Source organism: Pseudomonas sp. FG29, from assembly GCF_057809355.1.
This window is the reverse complement of record NZ_JBMDJU010000003.1, coordinates 33,245-52,816: the sequence shown is the minus strand read 5'-3', so window position 1 is coordinate 52,816 and position 19,572 is coordinate 33,245. Positions and strand designations below refer to the sequence as shown.

The 19,572-nt window shown below is 62.7% G+C and carries 21 protein-coding genes; 19 read left to right on the top strand and 2 right to left on the bottom strand.

The annotated features are described in order from the left end of the window. Nucleotides 1-254 precede the first annotated feature (254 nt). The gene (locus ACODS1_RS05520) at nt 255-887 is read left to right on the top strand and encodes a TetR family transcriptional regulator (RefSeq protein ID WP_322980171.1); all 633 of its coding nucleotides are present in this window, start codon (nt 255-257) and stop codon (nt 885-887) included. On the opposite strand, the gene ACODS1_RS05515 is transcribed toward ACODS1_RS05520, so the two are convergent. Both ACODS1_RS05515 and ACODS1_RS05510 read right to left on the bottom strand, forming a co-directional pair. After that, entirely contained in the window at nt 888-1,070 is a 183-nt protein-coding gene (locus ACODS1_RS05515) for a hypothetical protein (protein ID WP_489084858.1), read from the bottom strand. 356 nt (nt 1,071-1,426) lie between these two features. Further along, entirely contained in the window at nt 1,427-2,443 is a 1,017-nt protein-coding gene (locus ACODS1_RS05510) for a zinc-binding alcohol dehydrogenase family protein (RefSeq protein WP_489084857.1), read from the bottom strand. Nucleotides 2,444-2,545: 102 nt separating this feature from the next. On the opposite strand from ACODS1_RS05510, the gene ACODS1_RS05505 reads away from it, so the two are divergent. The 18 genes from ACODS1_RS05505 (at nt 2,546) to ACODS1_RS05420 (ending at nt 19,515) form a co-directional block, all read left to right on the top strand. Further along, nucleotides 2,546-3,487: a LysR family transcriptional regulator gene (locus tag ACODS1_RS05505; protein WP_489084856.1), complete on the top strand. Its 942-nt coding sequence runs from the start codon at nt 2,546-2,548 to the stop codon at nt 3,485-3,487. A 72-nt stretch (nt 3,488-3,559) separates the two neighbouring features. Continuing rightward, nucleotides 3,560-3,946 carry a DUF2946 domain-containing protein gene (locus tag ACODS1_RS05500; protein WP_489084855.1) on the top strand — a complete coding sequence of 129 codons (387 nt, stop codon included), beginning with the start codon at nt 3,560-3,562 and terminating at the stop codon, nt 3,944-3,946. A gap of 78 nt (nt 3,947-4,024) precedes the next feature. Then, nucleotides 4,025-5,437 (top strand): PepSY-associated TM helix domain-containing protein, encoded by a 1,413-nt coding sequence (locus tag ACODS1_RS05495; RefSeq protein WP_489084854.1) that lies wholly within the window; start codon nt 4,025-4,027, stop codon nt 5,435-5,437. Between the two features lie 94 nt (nt 5,438-5,531). Continuing rightward, complete coding sequence (locus tag ACODS1_RS05490) at nt 5,532-7,562, top strand: TonB-dependent receptor (protein ID WP_489084853.1); 2,031 nt, start codon at nt 5,532-5,534, stop codon at nt 7,560-7,562. A gap of 32 nt (nt 7,563-7,594) precedes the next feature. Then, the gene (locus ACODS1_RS05485) at nt 7,595-8,089 is read left to right on the top strand and encodes a copper chaperone PCu(A)C (RefSeq protein ID WP_489084852.1); all 495 of its coding nucleotides are present in this window, start codon (nt 7,595-7,597) and stop codon (nt 8,087-8,089) included. After that, nucleotides 8,089-8,463, top strand: coding sequence for a DUF2946 family protein (locus ACODS1_RS05480; RefSeq protein ID WP_489084851.1), 375 nt, complete (start codon nt 8,089-8,091; stop codon nt 8,461-8,463). The genes ACODS1_RS05485 and ACODS1_RS05480 overlap by 1 nt, the downstream gene beginning before the upstream one ends. Nucleotides 8,464-8,535: 72 nt before the next feature. Beyond that, complete coding sequence (locus tag ACODS1_RS05475) at nt 8,536-9,084, top strand: putative natural product biosynthesis protein (RefSeq protein ID WP_489084850.1); 549 nt, start codon at nt 8,536-8,538, stop codon at nt 9,082-9,084. Between the two features lie 250 nt (nt 9,085-9,334). Beyond that, nucleotides 9,335-9,487: a cytochrome oxidase putative small subunit CydP gene (gene cydP / locus ACODS1_RS05470; RefSeq protein ID WP_489084849.1), complete on the top strand. Its 153-nt coding sequence runs from the start codon at nt 9,335-9,337 to the stop codon at nt 9,485-9,487. Nucleotides 9,488-9,513: 26 nt separating this feature from the next. Then, nucleotides 9,514-11,079: a cytochrome ubiquinol oxidase subunit I gene (locus ACODS1_RS05465; protein ID WP_489084848.1), complete on the top strand. Its 1,566-nt coding sequence runs from the start codon at nt 9,514-9,516 to the stop codon at nt 11,077-11,079. A 10-nt stretch (nt 11,080-11,089) separates the two neighbouring features. Continuing rightward, nucleotides 11,090-12,232, top strand: coding sequence for a cytochrome d ubiquinol oxidase subunit II (cydB, locus tag ACODS1_RS05460; protein WP_489084847.1), 1,143 nt, complete (start codon nt 11,090-11,092; stop codon nt 12,230-12,232). 15 nt (nt 12,233-12,247) lie between these two features. Next, nucleotides 12,248-12,358, top strand: coding sequence for a cytochrome bd-I oxidase subunit CydX (cydX, locus tag ACODS1_RS05455; RefSeq protein WP_395273980.1), 111 nt, complete (start codon nt 12,248-12,250; stop codon nt 12,356-12,358). Beyond that, on the top strand, nt 12,355-12,657 hold the full coding sequence (locus tag ACODS1_RS05450; protein WP_489084846.1) for a cyd operon YbgE family protein: 303 nt from the start codon (nt 12,355-12,357) through the stop codon (nt 12,655-12,657). The genes cydX and ACODS1_RS05450 overlap by 4 nt, the downstream gene beginning before the upstream one ends. A 35-nt stretch (nt 12,658-12,692) precedes the next feature. Then, on the top strand, nt 12,693-12,983 hold the full coding sequence (locus tag ACODS1_RS05445; protein ID WP_489084845.1) for a c-type cytochrome: 291 nt from the start codon (nt 12,693-12,695) through the stop codon (nt 12,981-12,983). A 66-nt stretch (nt 12,984-13,049) separates the two neighbouring features. Continuing rightward, nucleotides 13,050-14,462, top strand: coding sequence for a di-heme oxidoreductase family protein (locus ACODS1_RS05440; protein WP_489084844.1), 1,413 nt, complete (start codon nt 13,050-13,052; stop codon nt 14,460-14,462). 11 nt (nt 14,463-14,473) lie between these two features. After that, nucleotides 14,474-15,109 carry an SCO family protein gene (locus ACODS1_RS05435; RefSeq protein ID WP_489084843.1) on the top strand — a complete coding sequence of 212 codons (636 nt, stop codon included), beginning with the start codon at nt 14,474-14,476 and terminating at the stop codon, nt 15,107-15,109. 306 nt (nt 15,110-15,415) lie between these two features. Next, entirely contained in the window at nt 15,416-17,479 is a 2,064-nt protein-coding gene (locus ACODS1_RS05430; RefSeq protein WP_489084842.1) for a TonB-dependent hemoglobin/transferrin/lactoferrin family receptor, read from the top strand. A gap of 9 nt (nt 17,480-17,488) precedes the next feature. Continuing rightward, nucleotides 17,489-18,370 (top strand): MbnP family copper-binding protein, encoded by an 882-nt coding sequence (locus ACODS1_RS05425; RefSeq protein ID WP_489084841.1) that lies wholly within the window; start codon nt 17,489-17,491, stop codon nt 18,368-18,370. Beyond that, nucleotides 18,367-19,515: an MbnH family di-heme enzyme gene (locus ACODS1_RS05420; protein WP_489084840.1), complete on the top strand. Its 1,149-nt coding sequence runs from the start codon at nt 18,367-18,369 to the stop codon at nt 19,513-19,515. Before ACODS1_RS05425 ends, ACODS1_RS05420 begins: the two co-directional genes overlap by 4 nt. The last annotated feature ends 57 nt before the right edge of the window (nt 19,516-19,572 follow it).

Genomic DNA, 19,572 nt, shown 5'->3' with positions numbered 1-19,572 from the left:
GGAGGGCGAAGGGGGCGAAGGCAGGGGAAAGCGATGGCGAAATATACTTACGTACGTGAATGTTTGTAAATGCCTAAAACTGCCTTCATACTCTGGCCCGCTCCCGCTGGACGGGTGCTTCCAGGCATGCCCGGCATGCTGGAAAGTCGCGGCGCGGATGCCGCTTCATCGTGGGCCTGTGCGTTCGGCGACGTGATCCGCCTTAGAGAACGCACTGCCCAAAGGGTTTCAGGCAATACGGAGTATGGTGCGAAATGGCCAGACGAACCAAAGAGGAGGCGCAAGCGACGCGAGTGCAGATTCTCGACGCGGCCGAGCAGGTGTTTCAGGCTCAGGGTGTCTCCCGTGCGTCGCTGGCCGAGGTAGCCAAGGCCGCCGGCGTCAGCCGGGGCGCCATCTACTGGCACTTCGAGAACAAGATAGACCTGTTTCAGGCAATGCTCGAACGTCTGCATCTGCCGCTCGAAGAGTTGGCGCGAGCCAGCGAAGACGAGGACGAGCCAGACCCCCTGGGGTGCATGCGTGATCTGCTGATCATGGCCCTCACACGTCTGGCGAACGAGCCGCAGACCCGCCGCACGCATGACATTCTTCGCTACAAATGCGAGTACACCGGCGAGCTGCTGGGCCTGCGCGAACGCATGCAGGCGCTGAGCATCGAGTGCGACCAGCGCATCGCCAAGGCGCTCGGCAATGCCGTGAGCAAGGGCCAGTTGCCCGCCGACCTGGATTGCCAGCGTGCCGCCATCTGCCTGCATGCCTACATTGAAGGCCTCGAGGCCAATTGGCTGCTGGTGCCCAACTATGATCTGACGACTCAGGCACCGGCGCTGGTCGAGGCCCTGCTGGACATGCTGCGTACCAGCCCGGCGCTGCGCCTGGGTTGATCAGCTTGCCTGGCGCTGCGGTGCACGCCAGGGCAGGGGGTGCGGTGCGCGCAGGCGTGCTTCCAGAGTGGCGACGAACGCCCGCGCTTCGGCTTCGCTGCGAAAGCTCACGCAGTGCTGATCGAGCTTGACCTGCCAACGGCTTTCACTGCCCTGGTTACGCTGTTCGATGACGATGTTCATGCTGGCAACCTCCTAGGCGCTCCTGCGCCTGCTGGGAGAGCTTGTATGGTAGATCGCGTTGATGACCCTTTCCTGACGTGGATCAACCTTGCCGACTTGTGGCCGCCAGAGGCACCGCGCCATGCGCCGCAGCGCCAGGCGCGCTGCGGCCTCGACCGCTGGTCGGATCATTCGCTTGAACCGGCGTAGGCGCTGTCCGCCGCGTTTGGCGGCTCAGAACCTGTTCACGAGCTCGCGAGCTAGAGCCAGGCAAGGCGAAATCAGGCGAAAAAGCACAGTTTACGAGCTGTAAATGAGCATTTTGAGGCTGGTTTCAACGCAGCATGGCCGACGCGCAGCAGATCGTGAATAGGTTCTCAGAAGCCTTCCAGCACGATCTTGCCCCTGGCCTTGCCACTCTCCAGCAGCGCATGGGCACGGCGCAGGTTGGCCGCATCGATCCGTCCGTAATGTTCGTCCAGGGTGGTCTTCAGCACGCCGCTGTCGATCAGGCTGGACACGCGTTGTAGCAGGCGATTCTGCTCGATCATGTCCGCGGTCTGGTACAGCGAGCGGGTGAACATCAGCTCCCAGTGCAGCGACAGGCTCTTGCGCTTGAGCTTCATCACGTCCAGCGGCTGCAGCGGGTCGTCGATCAGGGCCAGGCGTCCCTGTGGCTGCAGGGCCTCGATCAACTGCTCGAAGTGCTGATCGGTCTGGGTCAGGCTGGCCACATGGGTTACCTGGCCGACGCCGATGCGCGCCAGTTCCTCGCTCAGCGGTTTGCTGTGGTCGATCACATGGTGCGCGCCCAGTTCACGTACCCAGGCCTGGGTTTGCGGGCGCGAGGCGGTGCCGATCACGGTCAGGCCGGTGAGGCGTCGTGCCAGTTGCGTGAGAATCGAGCCGACGCCGCCGGCCGCGCCGACGATCAGCAGGCTCTGGCCGCTGCTGGCGCTGCCTTCGCGCACCTGCAGACGCTCGAACAGCAGCTCCCAGGCGGTGATCGCGGTCAGCGGCAGGGCGGCCGCTTCGGCGAACGACAGGCTCTGCGGCATGCTGCCGACGATACGTTCATCGACCAGATGCAGCTCGCTGTTGGCGCCCGGGCGATCGAGGGCGCCGGCATAGAACACGCGATCACCCGCCTTGAACAGGCTGACTTCGCTGCCGACCGCCTTGACCACGCCGGCGGCGTCCCAGCCCAGCACCTTGGCCGTGCCTGGCTCGGGAGTGACCCCCAGGCGGATCTTGGTATCGACCGGATTCACCGAGATGGCGCATACCTCCACCAGCAGGTCGCGCGGGCCTGGCGTGGGGGCGGGCAACTGGACATCCTGCAAGGCATCGGGATTGTCGACTGGCAGGGACTGGTAATAGGCAATGGCTTTCATGGCAAAAGCTCCGGGGAAGTAAGGTGCGACCATGCTCGGCTATTTCGCCAGGGTGAAAAAGCGGGTAGGAATAGAGTCTCTTTCACTTTGAATTTGAAAATCATGCTGCGCCTGGATGACCTGCAACTCTTCGTTCGCACCGCCGAATCCGGCAGCCTCTCTGCCGCAGCGCGGATGCTGGACGTCTCGCCCGCCGTGGCCAGTGCCGCACTCAAACGCTTGGAGCAGCAACTGCAGGTGCGCCTGCTGGCGCGCTCGACGCGCAGCCTGCGCCTGACCCCGGAAGGCGAGCTGTACCTCGCGCATGCCCGTGCCGCGCTGCAGAGCCTGGAAGAGGGGCGCCAGCAACTGGCTGGCAGCCAGGAGGACATTCGCGGCGTCCTGCAACTGTCGGCCCCCTCGGATTTTGGCCGCAACACCCTGCTGCAGTGGCTCGATACCTTCCAGGACGCGCACCCGCAACTGCACCTGCGCCTTTTGCTGGCCGATCGCGTGGCCGATCTGTTTCGCGAGCCAGTGGACATCGCCCTGCGCTACGGCGCCCCGGAGGATTCCAGCCTGGTGGCGCTGCCGGTGGCGGCGGACAACCGCCGGGTACTCTGCGCCGCACCCGACTACCTGGCCAGGCATGGTGCGCCGCAAACGGTGGAGGAGGTGGCCCGGCACAACTGCCTGCTGTACATGCTGCACGGCCGCGTGCACGAGCGCTGGCGCTTCAGCCAGGGCAAGCGCGAGTTGCTGGTAACGGCGGCGGGCAACCGCGTCTGCGACGATGCCGATGTGACCCGGCGCTGGGCCGTGGCAGGCCAGGGGCTGGTGTATAAATCCTGGCTGGACGTGGCCGAGGACGTGCGCGCCGGGCGCCTGCAGGTGCTGCTGCCGGACTGGCTCGGCGAGCCGACGCCGCTGTATCTGGTCTGTGCTCACCGTGCGCAACTGAGCAAGGCGGTGCACCTGCTGCGTGAGTTCCTGCAGCGCCGCTGTGAGGTGTTGCTGGCTGAGGCGCCGTGGCGTCATACAGGCAAGGCCGATGGGTTCTGCTAGACTGCCGTCTCGAAGCGCTGCGGCAATCGACCGCAGTGCCGCGTCGCCACCGTCTGTTTAGAGTCGCGCCCCATGAAACTGGCCCGCACACATCGCTCGCTGACTGCCTGGTTGCTGTACTTCAGCATCCTGTTCAGTGCGTTCGTCTGCGCGATCAGCCACGGCCAGATGGCCGGCATGCAGCTCAGCGGTCTGGACAGCCAGTACTGCTCCTTCGACGGTAACTTCGGCGCTGGCGCCGATCTCGATGGTTCCGGCATCGTTCCGCCGAACCCGGCCACCGGCACCGGCTGCGCCCTGGGCAGCCTGTTCAGCGCCATCATCCTCGCCGCTTTCTTCGGTCTGCTGGGGCTTCTCAGCAGCGACAGCGTACGGCCCTTGCCGACGCTGCACATTCCCCGTCTTACTCGCTATCGCTGGCCGCCGGCCAATCCTCGCGCCTCCCCGCTGACTGCCTGATCCGTTCGCCCGCAACCGGGCGTTTCCATCATGCGCAGTCGTCGTCTGCCTACTCGCAGCCGACTTGGGAGATGCTTCATGTCGTCGCGTTCCGACACCCCCGCAGGTGCAGCCGTGCGCCCGCAACCTTCGTTCTACAACCTGGCCTGGCGCTGGCATTTCTATGCCGGGCTGTTCGTCATTCCGTTCCTGATCCTGTTGTCGATCACCGGGCTGATCTACCTGTTCAAGCCGCAGCTCGACCAGCTGATGTACGCCGATCTGCGCCAGGTACCGGTGGCCGAGCAGCGTTTGAGTGCCGACCAGCAACTGGCGCGGGTGCGCGAGCTTTACCCGCAGGCGGCGATCAAGCAGTACCTGCCGCCGGAGGGCGCTGATCGCAGTGCGCAGTTCGTCCTCACTGAGGCTGGCCGCGACCTCAACCTGTTCCTCGACCCCTACCGCGGCACTGTGCTCGGCACTCAGGATGCCCTGTGGAACCTGCAGGCGGCGACGCGCAAATTGCACGGCGACCTGCTGATCGGCACCGTCGGCGACCGCCTGATCGAGCTGGCGGCTGGCTGGGGCATCGTCCTGGTGATCTCCGGTCTGTACCTGTGGTGGCCACGCGGGCGCAGTGGCGCAGGCATTCTCTGGCCGCGCCTGAGTGCGCGGGGGCGCCTGTGGTGGCGAGATATGCACGCGGTGACCGGCTTCTGGGGTAGCGCCATTCTGCTGGTGATGCTGATGACGGGCATGACATGGACCGGCTTCTGGGGCAACCAGTTCGCGGCGGTGTGGAACAAGTTTCCCGATGCCATGTGGAACGACGTGCCCAAGTCCGGGCAATTGACTGGCAGCCTCAACAACAGTGCGCGGCAGACCGTGGCCTGGGCTGTGGAGACAGCGCCGCTACCGGCTTCCGATGCGCATGCCGCGCACCTTGGTCATGGCGACCATGGGATGCCGTCGAGCAGCACCGGGCACTTGCTGCAGCACGTGGTCGATACCGCCGAGGCACGTGGCGTGCAGCCCGGTTACAGCATCACCCTGCCCAAGGGTGAGCAGGGCGTGTACACCGTCGCCCTGTTCGCCAGCGACCCCCGCAACGACGCCACCCTGCATGTCGATCAGTACAGCGGCGAGGTGCTCGCCGACGTGCGCTGGAAGGACTACGGCCCGGTCGCCAGAACCGTGGAAACCGGCGTGATGATCCATGAAGGGCGCATGTTCGGCCTGCCCAACCAGTTGCTGATGGCGGCGATCTGTCTGTTGATCCTGTTCAGCTCGATCAGTGGCCTGGTGCTGTGGTGGAAACGCCGCCCGGCTGGCCGCTTCGGCGTGCCGCCGCTGCGCCACGACCTGCCGCGCTGGAAGACCGCTATCGGCCTGATGGTCGTGCTCGGCGTGATCTTCCCCCTGGTCGGCGCCTCGCTGCTGCTGGTCTGGGCGCTGGATGGGCTGCTCGGCCTGTGGCGCCGCCAGTCGGCAGCCAGCGCACCGTCGGCCTGACCTCCTTATATGGCCGGGTGCGACTCGGATACCTGGCCGTGACCGATTTTAGCGGCGCCTGCCGAGGCGGGCGGTCGCAACTGGAATTGAACACATGCAAGTGACGAAAAAAACGCTGCAACACTCGATTCACCTGGCCGCGCTGGCCCTCGGCCTTCAGGCCATTCCCGCTCTGGCCGACAGTGGCCTGGCGCTGGGTACCGTGACCATTTCGGGTGAGGAAAAAGGCCCGCTGTCGAGCCAGAGCATCCTCAGTTCGGTGGATTACGTCGGCAGCGATGTGCTGGAAACACAACCGGTGCAATACAGCTGGGAGCTGTTCAACCGCGTGCCTGGGGTGATGCTGACCCAGTTCAACCAGGGCACCACCTCCGGCAAGCTGTCGTTTCGTGGCTTCAACGGCGAGGGTGAGGTCAACGCGGTGAAGCTGTTGATCGACGGCATCCCGAGCAACACCAATGACGGCAACATGCCGTTCATCGACATGGTGTTCCCGCTGGATATCGAGGACATCGAGGTGGTGCGCGGCACCAACGACCCGCGCTACGGCCTGCACAATATCGCCGGTAACGCCAGCATCAACACCCGCATCGGTGGCAACGACGGCAAGCTGCGCTTGCGCAGCGGCAGCTTCGACACCCAGGAGTTGCAGGCGGTCAAGGGCATCGAGTCGGGCAACTGGTCGCAGAACTACTTCGTCGCCTACCAGAAGAGCGGCGGCTATCGCGATCATGCCGATGCCGAGCGGCAGAGCTTCGCCGGCAAGTGGTTCTACACCGCCGATGCTGGCTGGCGCGCCGGGCTGATCGCCCGCCACTACGAGGGCGAAGCGCTGGAGGCCGGTTACCTGAGTCATGACGATGCGCATGATCATCCGCGCCAGTCCTATGCTAGCAACGCCACCGACAAGGGCGAGCGCAGCATGGATCAGCTCAGTCTGCACCTGGATACGGACGTGACCGAGGATCTGGCCTGGTCGAGCAAGGCTTACTACAACCGTTTCAAGGATCGCCGCTGGACTCAATTCTGGATCACCGCGCCTCAGCAGGAGCGTTTCAACGACGAGGATCAGTACGGCGCCATCAGCAGCCTGACCTGGCGCCCCGAGGTGCAGGGCCTGTATGACTTCGCCCTGGAAGGTGGTGCGGATATCCAGCGTCAGGAGGTGGTCAGCGAGCGCTACCTGACGGACAAGCGTGTCCGAACCGCGCAAACACGTGATCAGGTGTTCGACCTGACCACCACCGGTGTTTATGTGCAGACCGTGATTCAGCCCTGGGAAAGCCTCAAGCTGATCCCGGCCTATCGCGTTGACCGTATCGAGGGCGACTACCACGATCAGCTTTCCGGTGAGCGCGCCACTGTCAACGACTTCGGGACGATCAAACAACCGAAATTCAGCCTGGTCTACTCGCCCTGGAAGGAAGCCAGCTTCTACGCCAACTGGGGGCGTACTTTCCAGATAGGTGTCGGTTCGGGGGCTTATCGACTGGCCAGCCTGCAGGATGATCTCAAGCCTTCGATCAACGAAGGGTGGGAAACCGGCATCAAGTTCAACCCGGTAACCTGGCTCGATGGCCGTGTAGCCTATTGGGAACAGCATGCGACCGATGAAGTGCAGCGCCGTCTGAATGCTCCGTCAGGCGACACGGAGAACGTCGGCGAGACCCTGCGCCGTGGTTACGACGTGCAGCTCAACCTGTATCCGAGCGATCCAGCGCGCATCTGGTTGTCATACTCGCGGCAGTTCTCGGAAATCCTCACGCCAGGGCCACGCTTACCCACCAGCAAGGGCAAGGAAATGGATCACGTGCCCCATCATCTCTATGCCCTGGGCGCCGATTACCAGGCCAGCGACAAGCTCAAGCTGAGCGCCTGGGTCAACGGTCAGAGCGATTACTACCTGGAACGCACCAACACCAAGGGCGAGTATGGTCGCTACACCCTGCTCAACCTCGGCGCCGAATACCGCGTCAGCGAGACGGTCAGCGTCGACGTGCAGATGAAAAACGTCACCAACCGCTACTACGAATATGTGTGGTACGACCCGGACTACGCCCAGGATTCGCTGCACGCCCCCGGCGATGGCCGCGCGCTGTATGCCGGTTTGACCCTGGATTTCTGATGTTTTCGTTTTCCCACAAGGAGGCAACACCCATGACCCTGAAGAAAACCCTGCTCGGCCTGACCTTGCTGCTGCCGGCACTGCTGGCCCAGGCGCATGAATACGAAGTTGGCCAACTGCATATCGACCACCCATGGTCGCGCGAGATGCCGCCGGTGGCGCCGACTGCTGCGGCTTATTTCGTGGTGCACAACAAGGGCAGTGAGGCCGATCGCCTGCTCAGCGTCAGCAGCCCGGTGGCCGGCAAGGCCGAGCTGCACGAGCATGTGCATGCAGATGGCGTGATGAAGATGCAGCAGGTACAGGACGTGGTGATCCCCGCCGGTGGCGAGGTCAAGTTCGAGCCCATGGGCTACCACGTCATGCTGTTCAACCTTAAGCAGCAGGCCAAGGACGGTGAGCGCTTCCCGATGACGCTGAACTTCGAGAAGGCCGGCACTGTGGAGGTGCAAGTGGCCGTACAGAAGGAAGCTCCAGCCGGGCATGAACACGGCATGGAACACGGCGAAGGCGCGCACAAGCACTGATGACCTTCACGGCACGCAGGCGATTGCTTGGCGCCCAACTGGGGCTGCTGGCACTCGTTCTGATCGCCCTGGCGCCGCTGGCTTCACAGCTACGCGCCGAGCCTCGGGACTGGTCGTGGCTGGCCGAACTGGCCTGCCACGATGGCCCCGCGCAAACGCCTGCGCCTGCTGCACCGCAGCAGCAGGCATTCGTGCTCGACGCCTGCGGCTACTGTTCGCTGCTGATCCACAGCCCCGCGCTGGGCAGCCTGGACTGGGCGCTGTTCGCCTTGGCCGCCACAGGTGTGGCGCCACCGCTGTTGCATTGGCAGTCGCCGCCAGCGCCGCGCCTGCCCACCGCGCAATCACGCGCACCGCCCCTGTTCGCCGGATAACCGTCTGGCGGAGCTCATCGAGCTCCAGTCGCCTCGTTTGCCGAGGCTGAATACGAACAGGAGGCTGAACCCATGCGTTCATCTCATCTCAAGGCCATGCCGCCGCGTCGGCGCGCCTCTGGCGAATCGCTGTTTCCCGATTACCCGAGCAATGCGCGTTCCTTTATCGCGCTGGACTCCGGACTGTTGCCCTACTGGCACTTGCTTTACGACCTGTGCCCCGGCCTGCTCAAGCTCGACCCACCGGAAGGGCTGAACCTGTTTCGCAGCTTCATGATCTGGGCTTACCGCCACCAGCCGGCGCAGGACTGGACCTTCCATATCAGCGTATGCCGCTGGCTGCTGGCCTCCGACTACGCACCCCGCGTCACCACCGCACAGGTGGAAAGCCTGCTGTCGGCTGCCGCCGCGCGCTGGGTCACCCATGACACCAGCCTGGCGCAAGGCATCCTCCTGGCCTGCAGCGCGCGGCCGTTGACGCTGATCGACTGGAAGGATCCAGGCGCGGTGCTGGATGACGATATTCAGGTGCTGCCACCGGCGCGTTTCGACTTCGCCTGGTCGCCGCTGAGCCGTGCCGGTGTGGCAGGTTTCCATCGTTGGCTGCGGATTGCCGAATAGAACGCTGCGACAACCCGCCACAGCTTGAGTCAGGCGCCATGAGCACGGGTTTCCCGGGCGCGGCGTGGCGGGTTGTCGCAGTTGAGAGGGCAGGGATGGCCCCATAGCATGTGCGTGCTTCGGGTTGGAATATGTCTTGTCTGGGCATCCACGGTTAAGCCCGAAGTCCACTTTATCGACGGTGTTCGGTAATCGGCTCTCCCGCAAGGGAGAGCCTACTTTTCATGTTTCGCCGACGGGAGACATTCGCATGCCCAAGATGCCACTGCATGTCGAGCTCACCGTCATCATCATTCTAAAAACGATCTTTCTCCTTGCGTTGAAGGAAGTCTGGTTCACCGAGCCGGTCATTCCGGAAAACGGTGCTGTTCGAGTCGATCAGCATTTCTTTATTCGCGATTAGCGCTTGATTCCTCTGGGGAGGTTCTGATGATTTCGGAAGAAGTCGTCGATCTGTCACGCCTGCAGTTCGCCATGACAGCGATGTATCACTTCATCTTCGTACCTTTGACGCTTGGTCTGGCCTTCCTCCTGGCGATCATGGAGTCGGTCTACGTGATGACCGGCAAACAGGTCTACAAGGACATGGTCAAGTTCTGGGGCAAGCTGTTCGGCATCAACTTCGCCCTCGGCGTCACCACCGGGCTGACCATGGAGTTCCAGTTCGGCACCAACTGGGCCTACTACAGCCACTATGTCGGCGACATCTTCGGTGCGCCGCTGGCCATCGAAGGGCTGATGGCCTTCTTCCTCGAATCCACCTTCATCGGCCTGTTCTTCTTCGGCTGGGATCGCCTGTCGAAGGTGCAGCACCTGGCCGTCACCTGGCTGGTGGCGATTGGCTCGAATCTCTCGGCACTGTGGATTCTCATCGCCAACGGCTGGATGCAGAACCCGGTCGGTGCCGAGTTCAACTTCGAGACCATGCGCATGGAGCTGACCGACTTCGGCGCGCTGCTGTTCAACCCGGTGGCGCAGGTCAAGTTCGTCCACACCGTGGCGGCTGGCTATGTCACCGGCTCGATCTTCGTCCTGGCCATCTCCAGCTACTACCTGCTGAAGAAGCGTGACCAGGGTTTCGCCCGCCGCTCCTTCGCCATCGCCTCGGCCTTCGGCCTGGCTTCGATCCTCTCGGTGATCATCCTCGGCGACGAGTCCGGTTACGAGATCGGTGACGTGCAGAAGACCAAGCTGGCCGCCATCGAGGCCGAATGGGACACCCATTCGGCACCGGCCGGCTTCACCCTGTTCGGCCTGCCCAATCAGCAAGAACAATGTACCGACTATGCGGTGAAGATCCCCTACGCGCTGGGCCTGATCGCCACCCGCTCGCTGGACAAGGAGGTCAAGGGCATCAAGGATCTGCTCGTCGAGCACGAAGCGCGCATCCGCACGGGCATGCAGGCCTATGCGCTGCTGGAGCAACTGCGTGGTGGCGACAAGTCAGCCGAAACCATCACCGCCTTCAACGCCGTGAAGAACGACCTGGGCTATGGCCTGCTGCTGAAGAAGTACACGGAGCATGTGGTCGATGCCAGCGAGGCGCAGATCAAGCAGGCGGCGCTGGACACCATCCCCAACGTGTTCAGCCTGTTCTGGACCTTCCGCATCATGGTCGCCAGCGGCTTCCTCATGCTGGCGTTGTTCGCCTGCGCCTTCTGGGCTTCGGCGAAGAAGAACGAGGAAAGCAAACCCTGGCTGCTCAAGTGGGCGCTGTGGAGCCTGCCGCTGCCCTGGATCGCCGCGCAGACCGGCTGGTACGTGGCCGAACATGGCCGCCAGCCTTGGTCGATCGGTGAAGTGCTGCCCGTACACCTGTCCACCTCCAGCCTGTCGACCGGCGATATCTGGGGTTCGCTGACCGCGCTGATCGCCTTCTACAGCCTGCTGCTGGTGGTGGAGATGTACCTGATGATCAAGTTCGCCCGCCTCGGCCCCTCGAGCCTGCACAGCGGACGCTATCACTTCGAACAACAGCAGCCGGCCCACGCCTGAGGACTTCGTCATGTTCGACTACGAAACCTTGAAACTCGTCTGGTGGGTGCTGATCGGCGTGCTGCTGATCGGTTTCGCCCTGACCGATGGTTTCGACCTTGGTGCTGCGGCGCTGATGCCTTTCGTTGGCCGTACCGATAATGAGCGCCGTGTGGTGATCAACACTATCGCGCCGCACTGGGATGGCAACCAGGTGTGGTTGATCACCGCCGGTGGTGCATTGTTCGCGGCCTGGCCGCTGGTGTATGCCGCATCCTTCTCCGGTTTCTACTGGGCGATGTTGCTGGTGCTGTTCGCGCTGTTCGTCCGCCCTGTGGGCTTCGACTATCGCAGCAAGTTGGACAACACACGCTGGCGGCAAACCTGGGACTGGGGGCTGTTCGTTGGTGGTGTGGTGCCCTCGCTGGTATTCGGTGTGGCCTTCGGCAACCTGTTGCTGGGTGTGCCGATTCACTTCGACGAAACCCTGCGGGTCAGCTACCACGGCAGCTTCTGGCAACTGCTCAACCCCTTCGGCCTGCTGGCAGGCGTGGTCAGTCTGTCGATGCTGCTGTTGCATGGTGCGACCTGGCTGATGATGCGCACTGAAAGCGATGTGGCGCGGCGCAGTTGTGTAGCCGCGCAAGGCAGTGCGCTGGTCTATCTGCTGGCCTTTGTCGGCGCTGGTGCCTGGCTGTGGTTGGGTGACATTCAGGGGCTGGTGCTGAGCGTGCCGCAAGAAGCGGGCAGTGCGCTCGATCCGCTGACCAAGCAGGCGGCTATCGGCAACCCCGGTTGGCTGGACAACTACGCGCAGTGGCCACTGACCAAGCTGGCGCCGTTGACCGGCATCATCGGCGCTGCGCTGGCATTCGCCGCCGCGAGCGGACGCAAGGGCGGTTTCGCTTTCCTCGGTTCCAGCCTGGTCATCGCCGGCACGCTGTGCACGGCTGGCTTCGCGCTGTTTCCCTTCATCATGCCGTCGAGCTTCGAGCCGGCTTCCAGCCTGACCGTCTGGGACGCGGTATCGAGCCACAAGACCCTGGGCATCATGTTCGTGGTGGCCTGCATCTTCGTGCCGATCATCCTCATCTACACCCTGTGGGGCTACGTGAAGATGTGGGGCAAGTTGAATGACAGCAGCATCGAAGCCAACCCCCACGGCCTGTACTGAAAAGGAGCCCGAACGATGTGGTACTTCACCTGGATTCTCGGCGTGCTGCTGGCCTGCAGCTTCGCCATCGTCAACGCGCTTTGGCTGGAAACCACCCAGAACCTCGATGAGGACGTGCAGGGGTGAGTGCGTGGGTACTGGGACGGCAGCATGTCGCTTGCTGCGCGCTCTCTCTGTTGCTGGCCAGCCCGCTGGCACTTTTGCTGTTGATCCACCCTGCCGCCTACCTGGACGCGCAGGGTGGTTACAGTCATTCCCTGCTGATGCTGGTGATGCTCGGTATCAGCGGGGGCTTCGTGCATGGGCTCGGATTCGATCCACGTCACCGAATCCTCAGCCTGTTGCTGGGGCCCATTTGCGCCTGGCCATTGTTGGGGGTGGGCTACAGCCTGTTGCTCCAGGCCCAGGGGTTGATGGGCACCTGAAATCAATAACAACACCTAACCGATGAGGTCTTGATATGAAGAAAGTTGTCTTGCTGACGTTTGCCTTGCTGTCGATGGGCTCCGTACAGGCTGCGCAGGATCCGGAGGCGGTTTTCAATCGCGCCTGTGGCATGTGCCACAACGGCCAGTTGCCGCAGGCCCCGAAAAAAGGCGATGCCGCTGCCTGGGCTCCGCGTCTGAAGCAGGGCTCGGAAACCCTGGTCAAGCATGTCACCGAGGGCTTCAACGCCATGCCGCCACGTGGCCTGTGCATGGATTGCACCGCCGATGACTACAAGGCCGTGATCGACTGGATGGCCAAGTAAGCGCACTTCAACCCACTCTCGGGTCAGGCAACTCGGTTGTCTGGCCCGCTTTCATTGAGGCGATGCATGGCTGTGAGATGGGCCACTAAAGGTTTTATCGGGGCGGTGGTGATACTGCTCTGTGCCTGCCAGGATCAGGATCGGCTGGCTGACGTCGAGCCAGGTGAGTCGATGCCGGGTGGTGCGACGACCACGAAGGTATCGGGCAGCAACGCATTCTCGATGCCTGGCAGCAATCTGACGCCCACGCAACGCATGGATTTCTCCGTTGGCAATGCCTTCTTTCGCAATGCCTGGGTCGCGGCGGGGCAGTCCCCAGCAAATCGCAGTGGTGTCGGGCCGTTGCTCAATACCGACTCCTGCCAGAGTTGCCATATCAAGGATGGGCGCGGGCATCCGCCGCGTGAGGGTGTCCTTGAGCCAGCACTGTCGTCGCTGGTGAGGCTGTCGATACCGGCCCGCAAAGCCGATGCTGCCATCGTGCAACGCGCGGGCAGCGTTGCAGAGCCGACCTATGGCGGGCAGCTGCAGGACAACGCCATCGCGGGGCATGCTGCGGAGGGACGCGTATGGCTGCGTTACGAGACGCAGTCGGTGCAACTGGCCGATGGCACGCAGGTGGCGTTGCGCAAACCCGTTTTCGAGCTCCGTGAGTTGGGCTATGGCGCGCTGCCCCCAGAAACCCTGATGTCTCTGCGCGTAGCGCCGCCGATGATCGGGCTCGGCCTGCTCGAAGCCATCGACGAGGCGGATTTGCGTGCCAACGTCGAGTTGCAGCGCCAGGGAGCGGTCAGTGGTCGCCTTAATCGGGTCTGGGATGCGGCGCAGAACCAGACGGTCGTCGGGCGTTTCGGCTGGAAGGCCGGCCAGCCGAATCTGAATCAGCAGAATGCCGGTGCTTTCGCCGGCGACATGGGGCTGACCAGCACGCTGCATCCTCAGGATGACTGCACGGCCAGACAGTCGAGTTGCTTCCGCGCGCCGCAGGGTGGGCAGCCCGAGGTCAGCGATGCGATCATGGCCAGCGTGCTGTTCTACACGCGCAATCTCGCCGTACCGGCTCGTCGCAATCACGACAAGCCTGAGGTGCTTCGCGGCAAGGCGGTCTTTCAGGATGTTGGCTGCACTGCCTGTCACCGCCCCTCATACGTCACCGGGCATGCCGAACAGGCTGGGCTATCCGGGCAGACCATCTATCCCTACACCGACCTGCTGCTGCATGACATGGGCGATGGCTTGGCCGATGGTCGCCCGGAGTTTCTCGCTGACGGCCACGAGTGGCGAACGCCTCCCCTGTGGGGAATTGGTCTGACTCAGGCGGTCAACGGGCATACCCAATTCCTGCATGATGGTCGAGCGCGCAATCTGCTCGAGGCCATTCTCTGGCACGGGGGCGAGGCCCAGCCAGCGCGTGATCGGGTCGTCGCGCTGGATGCCGACAGTCGTCAGGCATTGCTGCGTTTTCTTGAGTCGCTTTGAACGGAGTACGTATGTCTGGTTCACGGAAATGGCTGTTGTTGGTCTTGGCGCTGGTGCTGCTTGTTGCCGGGACTTTTTGGCTTGTACAGCCCCAAACCGGGAAGGGCGCACTGCAACTCACGAGTGCTGGGATAGTACTGTTGCCAAAGGCGCGTCCGTTGCCTGATGTCGACCTTGGCACCGCTAATGGCCAGCATTTTGGCGCGGACTTCTTCAAGGGGCGCTGGACGCTGGTGCTGTTCGGCTACACCTTTTGCCCGGATGTTTGTCCCACCGCGCTCAGTGAGTTGCGTCGGATTCGCGCGGCACTGCCTGCCGACGTCCGCGACCGGCTTGGCGTGACCATGGTCAGTGTCGACCCTCAGCGCGACAGCCCTGAGCGTATGCAGCAATACGTGACCTATTTCGACCCGACCTTTACCGGCATGACAGGCGAGATGGTGGAGGTACAGAAGGCGTCTGCTGCCATGGGCTTGCCTTTCATCCCAGGCGATACCAGTAAGCAGAATTACACCGTGGATCACAGCGGCCATCTGGGCTTGATCGACCCGCAGGGACGGCAGGTCGGATACGCACGCGGGCCATTGCGTGAGGCGCAGTTGATGGAGCAACTGCCTGCGTTGTTGAGGCTCGATAACGTTCCGTGATGCAGGTGCGACATTCGGCCTCATGTGTCTCGCTGAGCCTGAGACCTGCGAGGTTCTTGCTTTGATGTGTGGTGGATTGTCGCACTGCGGTTGCTTCGGCTTAGGTTGTTAGGATCGTGGGTAGAGGTAAAGGCTCATTTTCAATAAGGGCTTTTGGCTTTATCCCGACCGCCAGCAACCATGAGGTTGTTGTTCAGGAAGATCGAAAAGGCTAGGGAAGAGCGGGTCGACGCTCGGCATTTCTCGATTGTGGTCGGTGGTTTGCGCCTCCTGTCTGCCGATAACAACGAGAAGGAATGCACCGCAATGTCCGATTTTTCCCCTCTGTCCAGCGCTCAGCGCAAGCCATTGGTTTGGGCCATACAGCGCGCGCTCGTGCTACCCGCATTGTGTTGCGGTGTGGTGCAGGCCGCCGAAACGGCCAATGCGCCTCTGGTACTCGAAAGCACGACCGTGACTGCCACGCGCACCAGCAACAGTGCTTTCGAGCTACCTGCTTCGGTTTCCACCGTAACCCGTGAGCAACTGGACGACGCCCAAGCCGACACGCTGTCACGGGTATTACGTAACGTCCCCGGCGTGAACTACGGCGGCGGCCCGCGCCCGGCGGCGCAGAGCCCGGCTATTCGTGGCCTCCAGGGCCCACGGGTGATCCTGACAGTGGATGGTGCACGGCGTAATAACGAGGGTGGGGTCAATACCCCGTTGTTGCTCGACCCGGATTTCATCCGCCAGGTCGATGTGGTGCGCGGGCCGATGTCGGCTGCTTACGGCAGTGGTGGCCTGGGTGGCGTGATGGCTTTCGAGACCATTCGTGCCGAGGATTTCGTCGAGCCTGGTGAGGTGTTCGGTGGACGCCTCAAGGCGGGATACCGCAGCGCCACCGAGGCCTTTTCAAGCAACCTGACGGCTGCGGCGATGGACGCGCGTGCCGATGCGCTAGCCAGTGTCACTTACCGTAATTACGACAGCATTCACACCGGCAAGGGCGGCGAGCATGCCGAATACCCCAATGACGGTGATCTGCAGAGCGCGCTGTTCAAAACCGGCTTCAACCTCAATGAGTTCAATCGTTTCGATTTGGCTTATCAGAGCTTCGATGACGAGTTCGTCGGGCCGACCAATCCCGGTGGCAACCTGTTGTTCCCCTTCGACCAGGAGCTGCGCCGCCGCCAGGAGCAATACAGCGGCAGCTGGAGCTTTCAGGATGCCGAGCAGGCACTCATCGACGGCAAGCTGAGCCTGTACAAGACGCGCTTCAAACTCGATGGCGAGAGCCGCTCCGTGCCTCGCCAGCCCGATACCACGACCATGACCGAGACAGTCGGCGGCAGCTTGCAGAACAGCAGCCGCTTCGCCATGGGCGACTGGGTGCAGCACCGCTTCACCTATGGCGTGGACTTCTACAAGGACACCAGCGAGAACACCTCCAACGGCCAGGGCAATTCGGTGCTGCCTGATGGCGAGCTGCGCTCGCTGGGCGGCTTCGTGCAGGACGAAATCAGCTTCCTGGAAAAATGGACGTTGATCGGTGCGTTGCGCCACGACGATTACCAATTGACTTCGCCAGGGCAGAACAGCACAAGCCACAATCGGTTGTCGCCAAAGGTCGCGTTGAAGTATCAGCCCTGGGAGCCGTTTGGCGTCTTCGTCAGTTACGGCGAGGCTTTCCGTGCGCCGACACTGACCGAAATGTTCGGCAACCTCAGCACCAACCGCGCGCTGTTCAACTTCCGCCCCAACCCCGATCTCAAGCCTGAACTGAGTCGTACCAAGGAAGTGGGCTTCACCCTCGACCTGGCCAACCTGCTGGCAGCCGGTGATCAACTGCGCTTCAAGGCCACCTACTTCGATGAAGAGGTCAAGGATCTGATCGATCAACAGGTGGTGGGCACCTACATCCGCCAGGCACCGTTCTCTGGGCTTGGCCTGGTCTTCCAGCGCCGCAACGTTGCCGAAGCCGAGCGCCATGGCGGAGAGATCGAGGCTGCCTACCAGTACGAACGCCTGTCGGTGGGCCTCGGCTATTCGCGCATGCGCTCACGCAACGCCGAGACCCATGATCACCTCTACTCGCCGCCGGACAAGCTGACCCTGGCCATGCAGTACCGTCTGGATGACAACTGGTCGCTGAACTATCAGGGGCAGTTCGTTCAGGCCCAGGATTATGACGCGACCGTACTGCGGCAGCGTGCCGGCTATGGCTTGCACGATATCGGCGTGGCGTACGAGACCCGGCAGTACCGTGTCGATCTGGGCGTGAGCAACCTGTTCGACAAGTCCTACGCGACTTACCAGCAATCCCAGGCCAACACCTTCAGCTACGAGGAAGGCCGTAGCGTCAACCTCATGTTGAGCACACGGTTCTAGGAGGTGGACATGAACATGTCGAAGCGTTTCGGCTTGCTCGCTGCTGCCGCCCTGCTGGGAGCTTGCAGTCACCCCATCACGCACGAGCCGCAACCGCTGAACATCGCCTTCGAGCTGCTGGCCAATGGTCAGCCTGCGCGCTGTTCCGCACCGCTAGGGCCGTTGGGGCGTGATCAGATTCCGGCGCAGTTGCACGATGCGCGTTTCTACGTGCAGGACGTCGCGCTGATCGCGAAAGATGGCCACCACGTACCGCTGCAACTGACAACCAGTGATTGGCAGAACGCCAATGTGGCGCTGCTCGACTTCGAAGATGGCAGTGGCCACTGCGTGGGTGGCACACCCGAGACCAATCATGAGGTGCGTGGCAGCATTCCGCCTGGCGATTACGTTGGCCTGGCACTGACCCTCGGCGTACCGCCAGCGCTCAATCACACCAGCACCGAGTTGGAGCCGCCACCGCTGGATATCGCCGCCATGGGCTGGAGCTGGCAGGCTGGGCGCAAGTTCGCCAAGCTCGAGGTCGATCCGCAGGGCGGGGTAGCCAAGGTCGATGGCTCGCGTTCGGCGACCTGGTATGTGCACTTGGGCTCTACAGGTTGCACGGGCAATCCGGTGACGGGCGAAACGGTCAGTTGCCTGCGCTCTAATCGCCTGTCGCTGCAGTTCGAACGCTTCGATCCACGGCGGGATGCTGTCGTGGTCGACTTGTCCGCGTTGCTGGCAGGCAGCGATATCGGTCATGACCAGGGCATGGCGGTGGGCTGCATGAGCGGCCCGGACGACCCTGAGTGTGGCCCGGTATTCGAGCGCCTGGGGCTGAGCTTGCAGAGTGGCGAGCCGCTGCAGCCTGGGCATTCCCCGAGTGTTTCGCGCGGGGCGCGGCCATGAAACTGGGGCGGATCTGCTGTGGCCTGGCGGGTCTGCTCCTGAGCTTGTCGGGTATGGCGGCCGAGGGCTGGGACTGGCAACTGCCTTCACACGTGCCGGCGCCCCGTGTGCCGCAGGATAATCCCATGAGTGCGGCGAAAGTCGAGTTGGGTCGGCACCTGTTCTATGACCCGCGATTGTCCGGCAATGGCACCCAGTCCTGCGCCACCTGTCATGTGCAGGAGCAAGCCTTCAGCGATGGCAAGGCGCTGTCCACCGGCAGCACGAGCGGCACTACTCACCGCAATGCACCTGGGCTGGCCAACGTGGCCTGGCATGCCACCTACAACTGGGCCAATCCGGCCATCGTCACCCTGGAACGGCAGATGGAAGTGCCATTGTTCGGCGATGACCCGGTGGAAATGGGCATCACCGATGGCAACCGGGCTCAAGTGCTGCAGCGCTTGCGTGACGAGCCGCGCTACCCACCTTTGTTCGCGGCGGCTTTCCCGGAGCAACGCGAGCCGCTGAGCATGGGCTCAGTGATCAAGGCGATTGCCGCCTTCGAGCGCAGCCTAGTTGCAGTCGACAGCCGCTATGACCGTTATCTGCAAGGGCAGGGCGAACTGACGGCCTCCGAGCTGCGCGGCAAGGATCTGTTCTTCGGCGAAAAGGCCGAGTGTCACCACTGCCATGGCAGTTTCAACTTCAACGATCAGGTGGTGCATGCCCGTTCGCGCCAGGTGGAGATGCCCTTTCACAACACAGGCTTGTACAACCTCGACGGCCAGGGCGCTTATCCCTTCCCCAATCGCGGTGTCTTTGAGCTCAGTGGCGAGCCGCGCGACATGGGCGCTTTCCGTGCCCCCAGCCTGCGTAACGTGGCGCTGACCGCACCCTATTTCCATGACGGCAGCGCAGCCACCTTGCGCGAGGTGCTGGGCTTCTACTCGCAGGGAGGGCGCAACGTCGAGCATGGCCCCTGGCGTGGCGATGGCCGGCTCAACCCTTACAAGAGCGGGCTGATCGTACGTGTCGGTTTCAGCGAACAGGAAATTGATGACCTGTTGGCCTTTCTCCAAAGCCTGACCGATGAATCGCTGCTGCGTGACCCCACTCGCTCAGATCCCTGGCGAGCGGATTCGCGATTGACGTCCACACCCTGAAAGGAGGCTGCCTATCGAAATGAACGTTACCCGTCGTCATGCAAGACCCGACGGCTT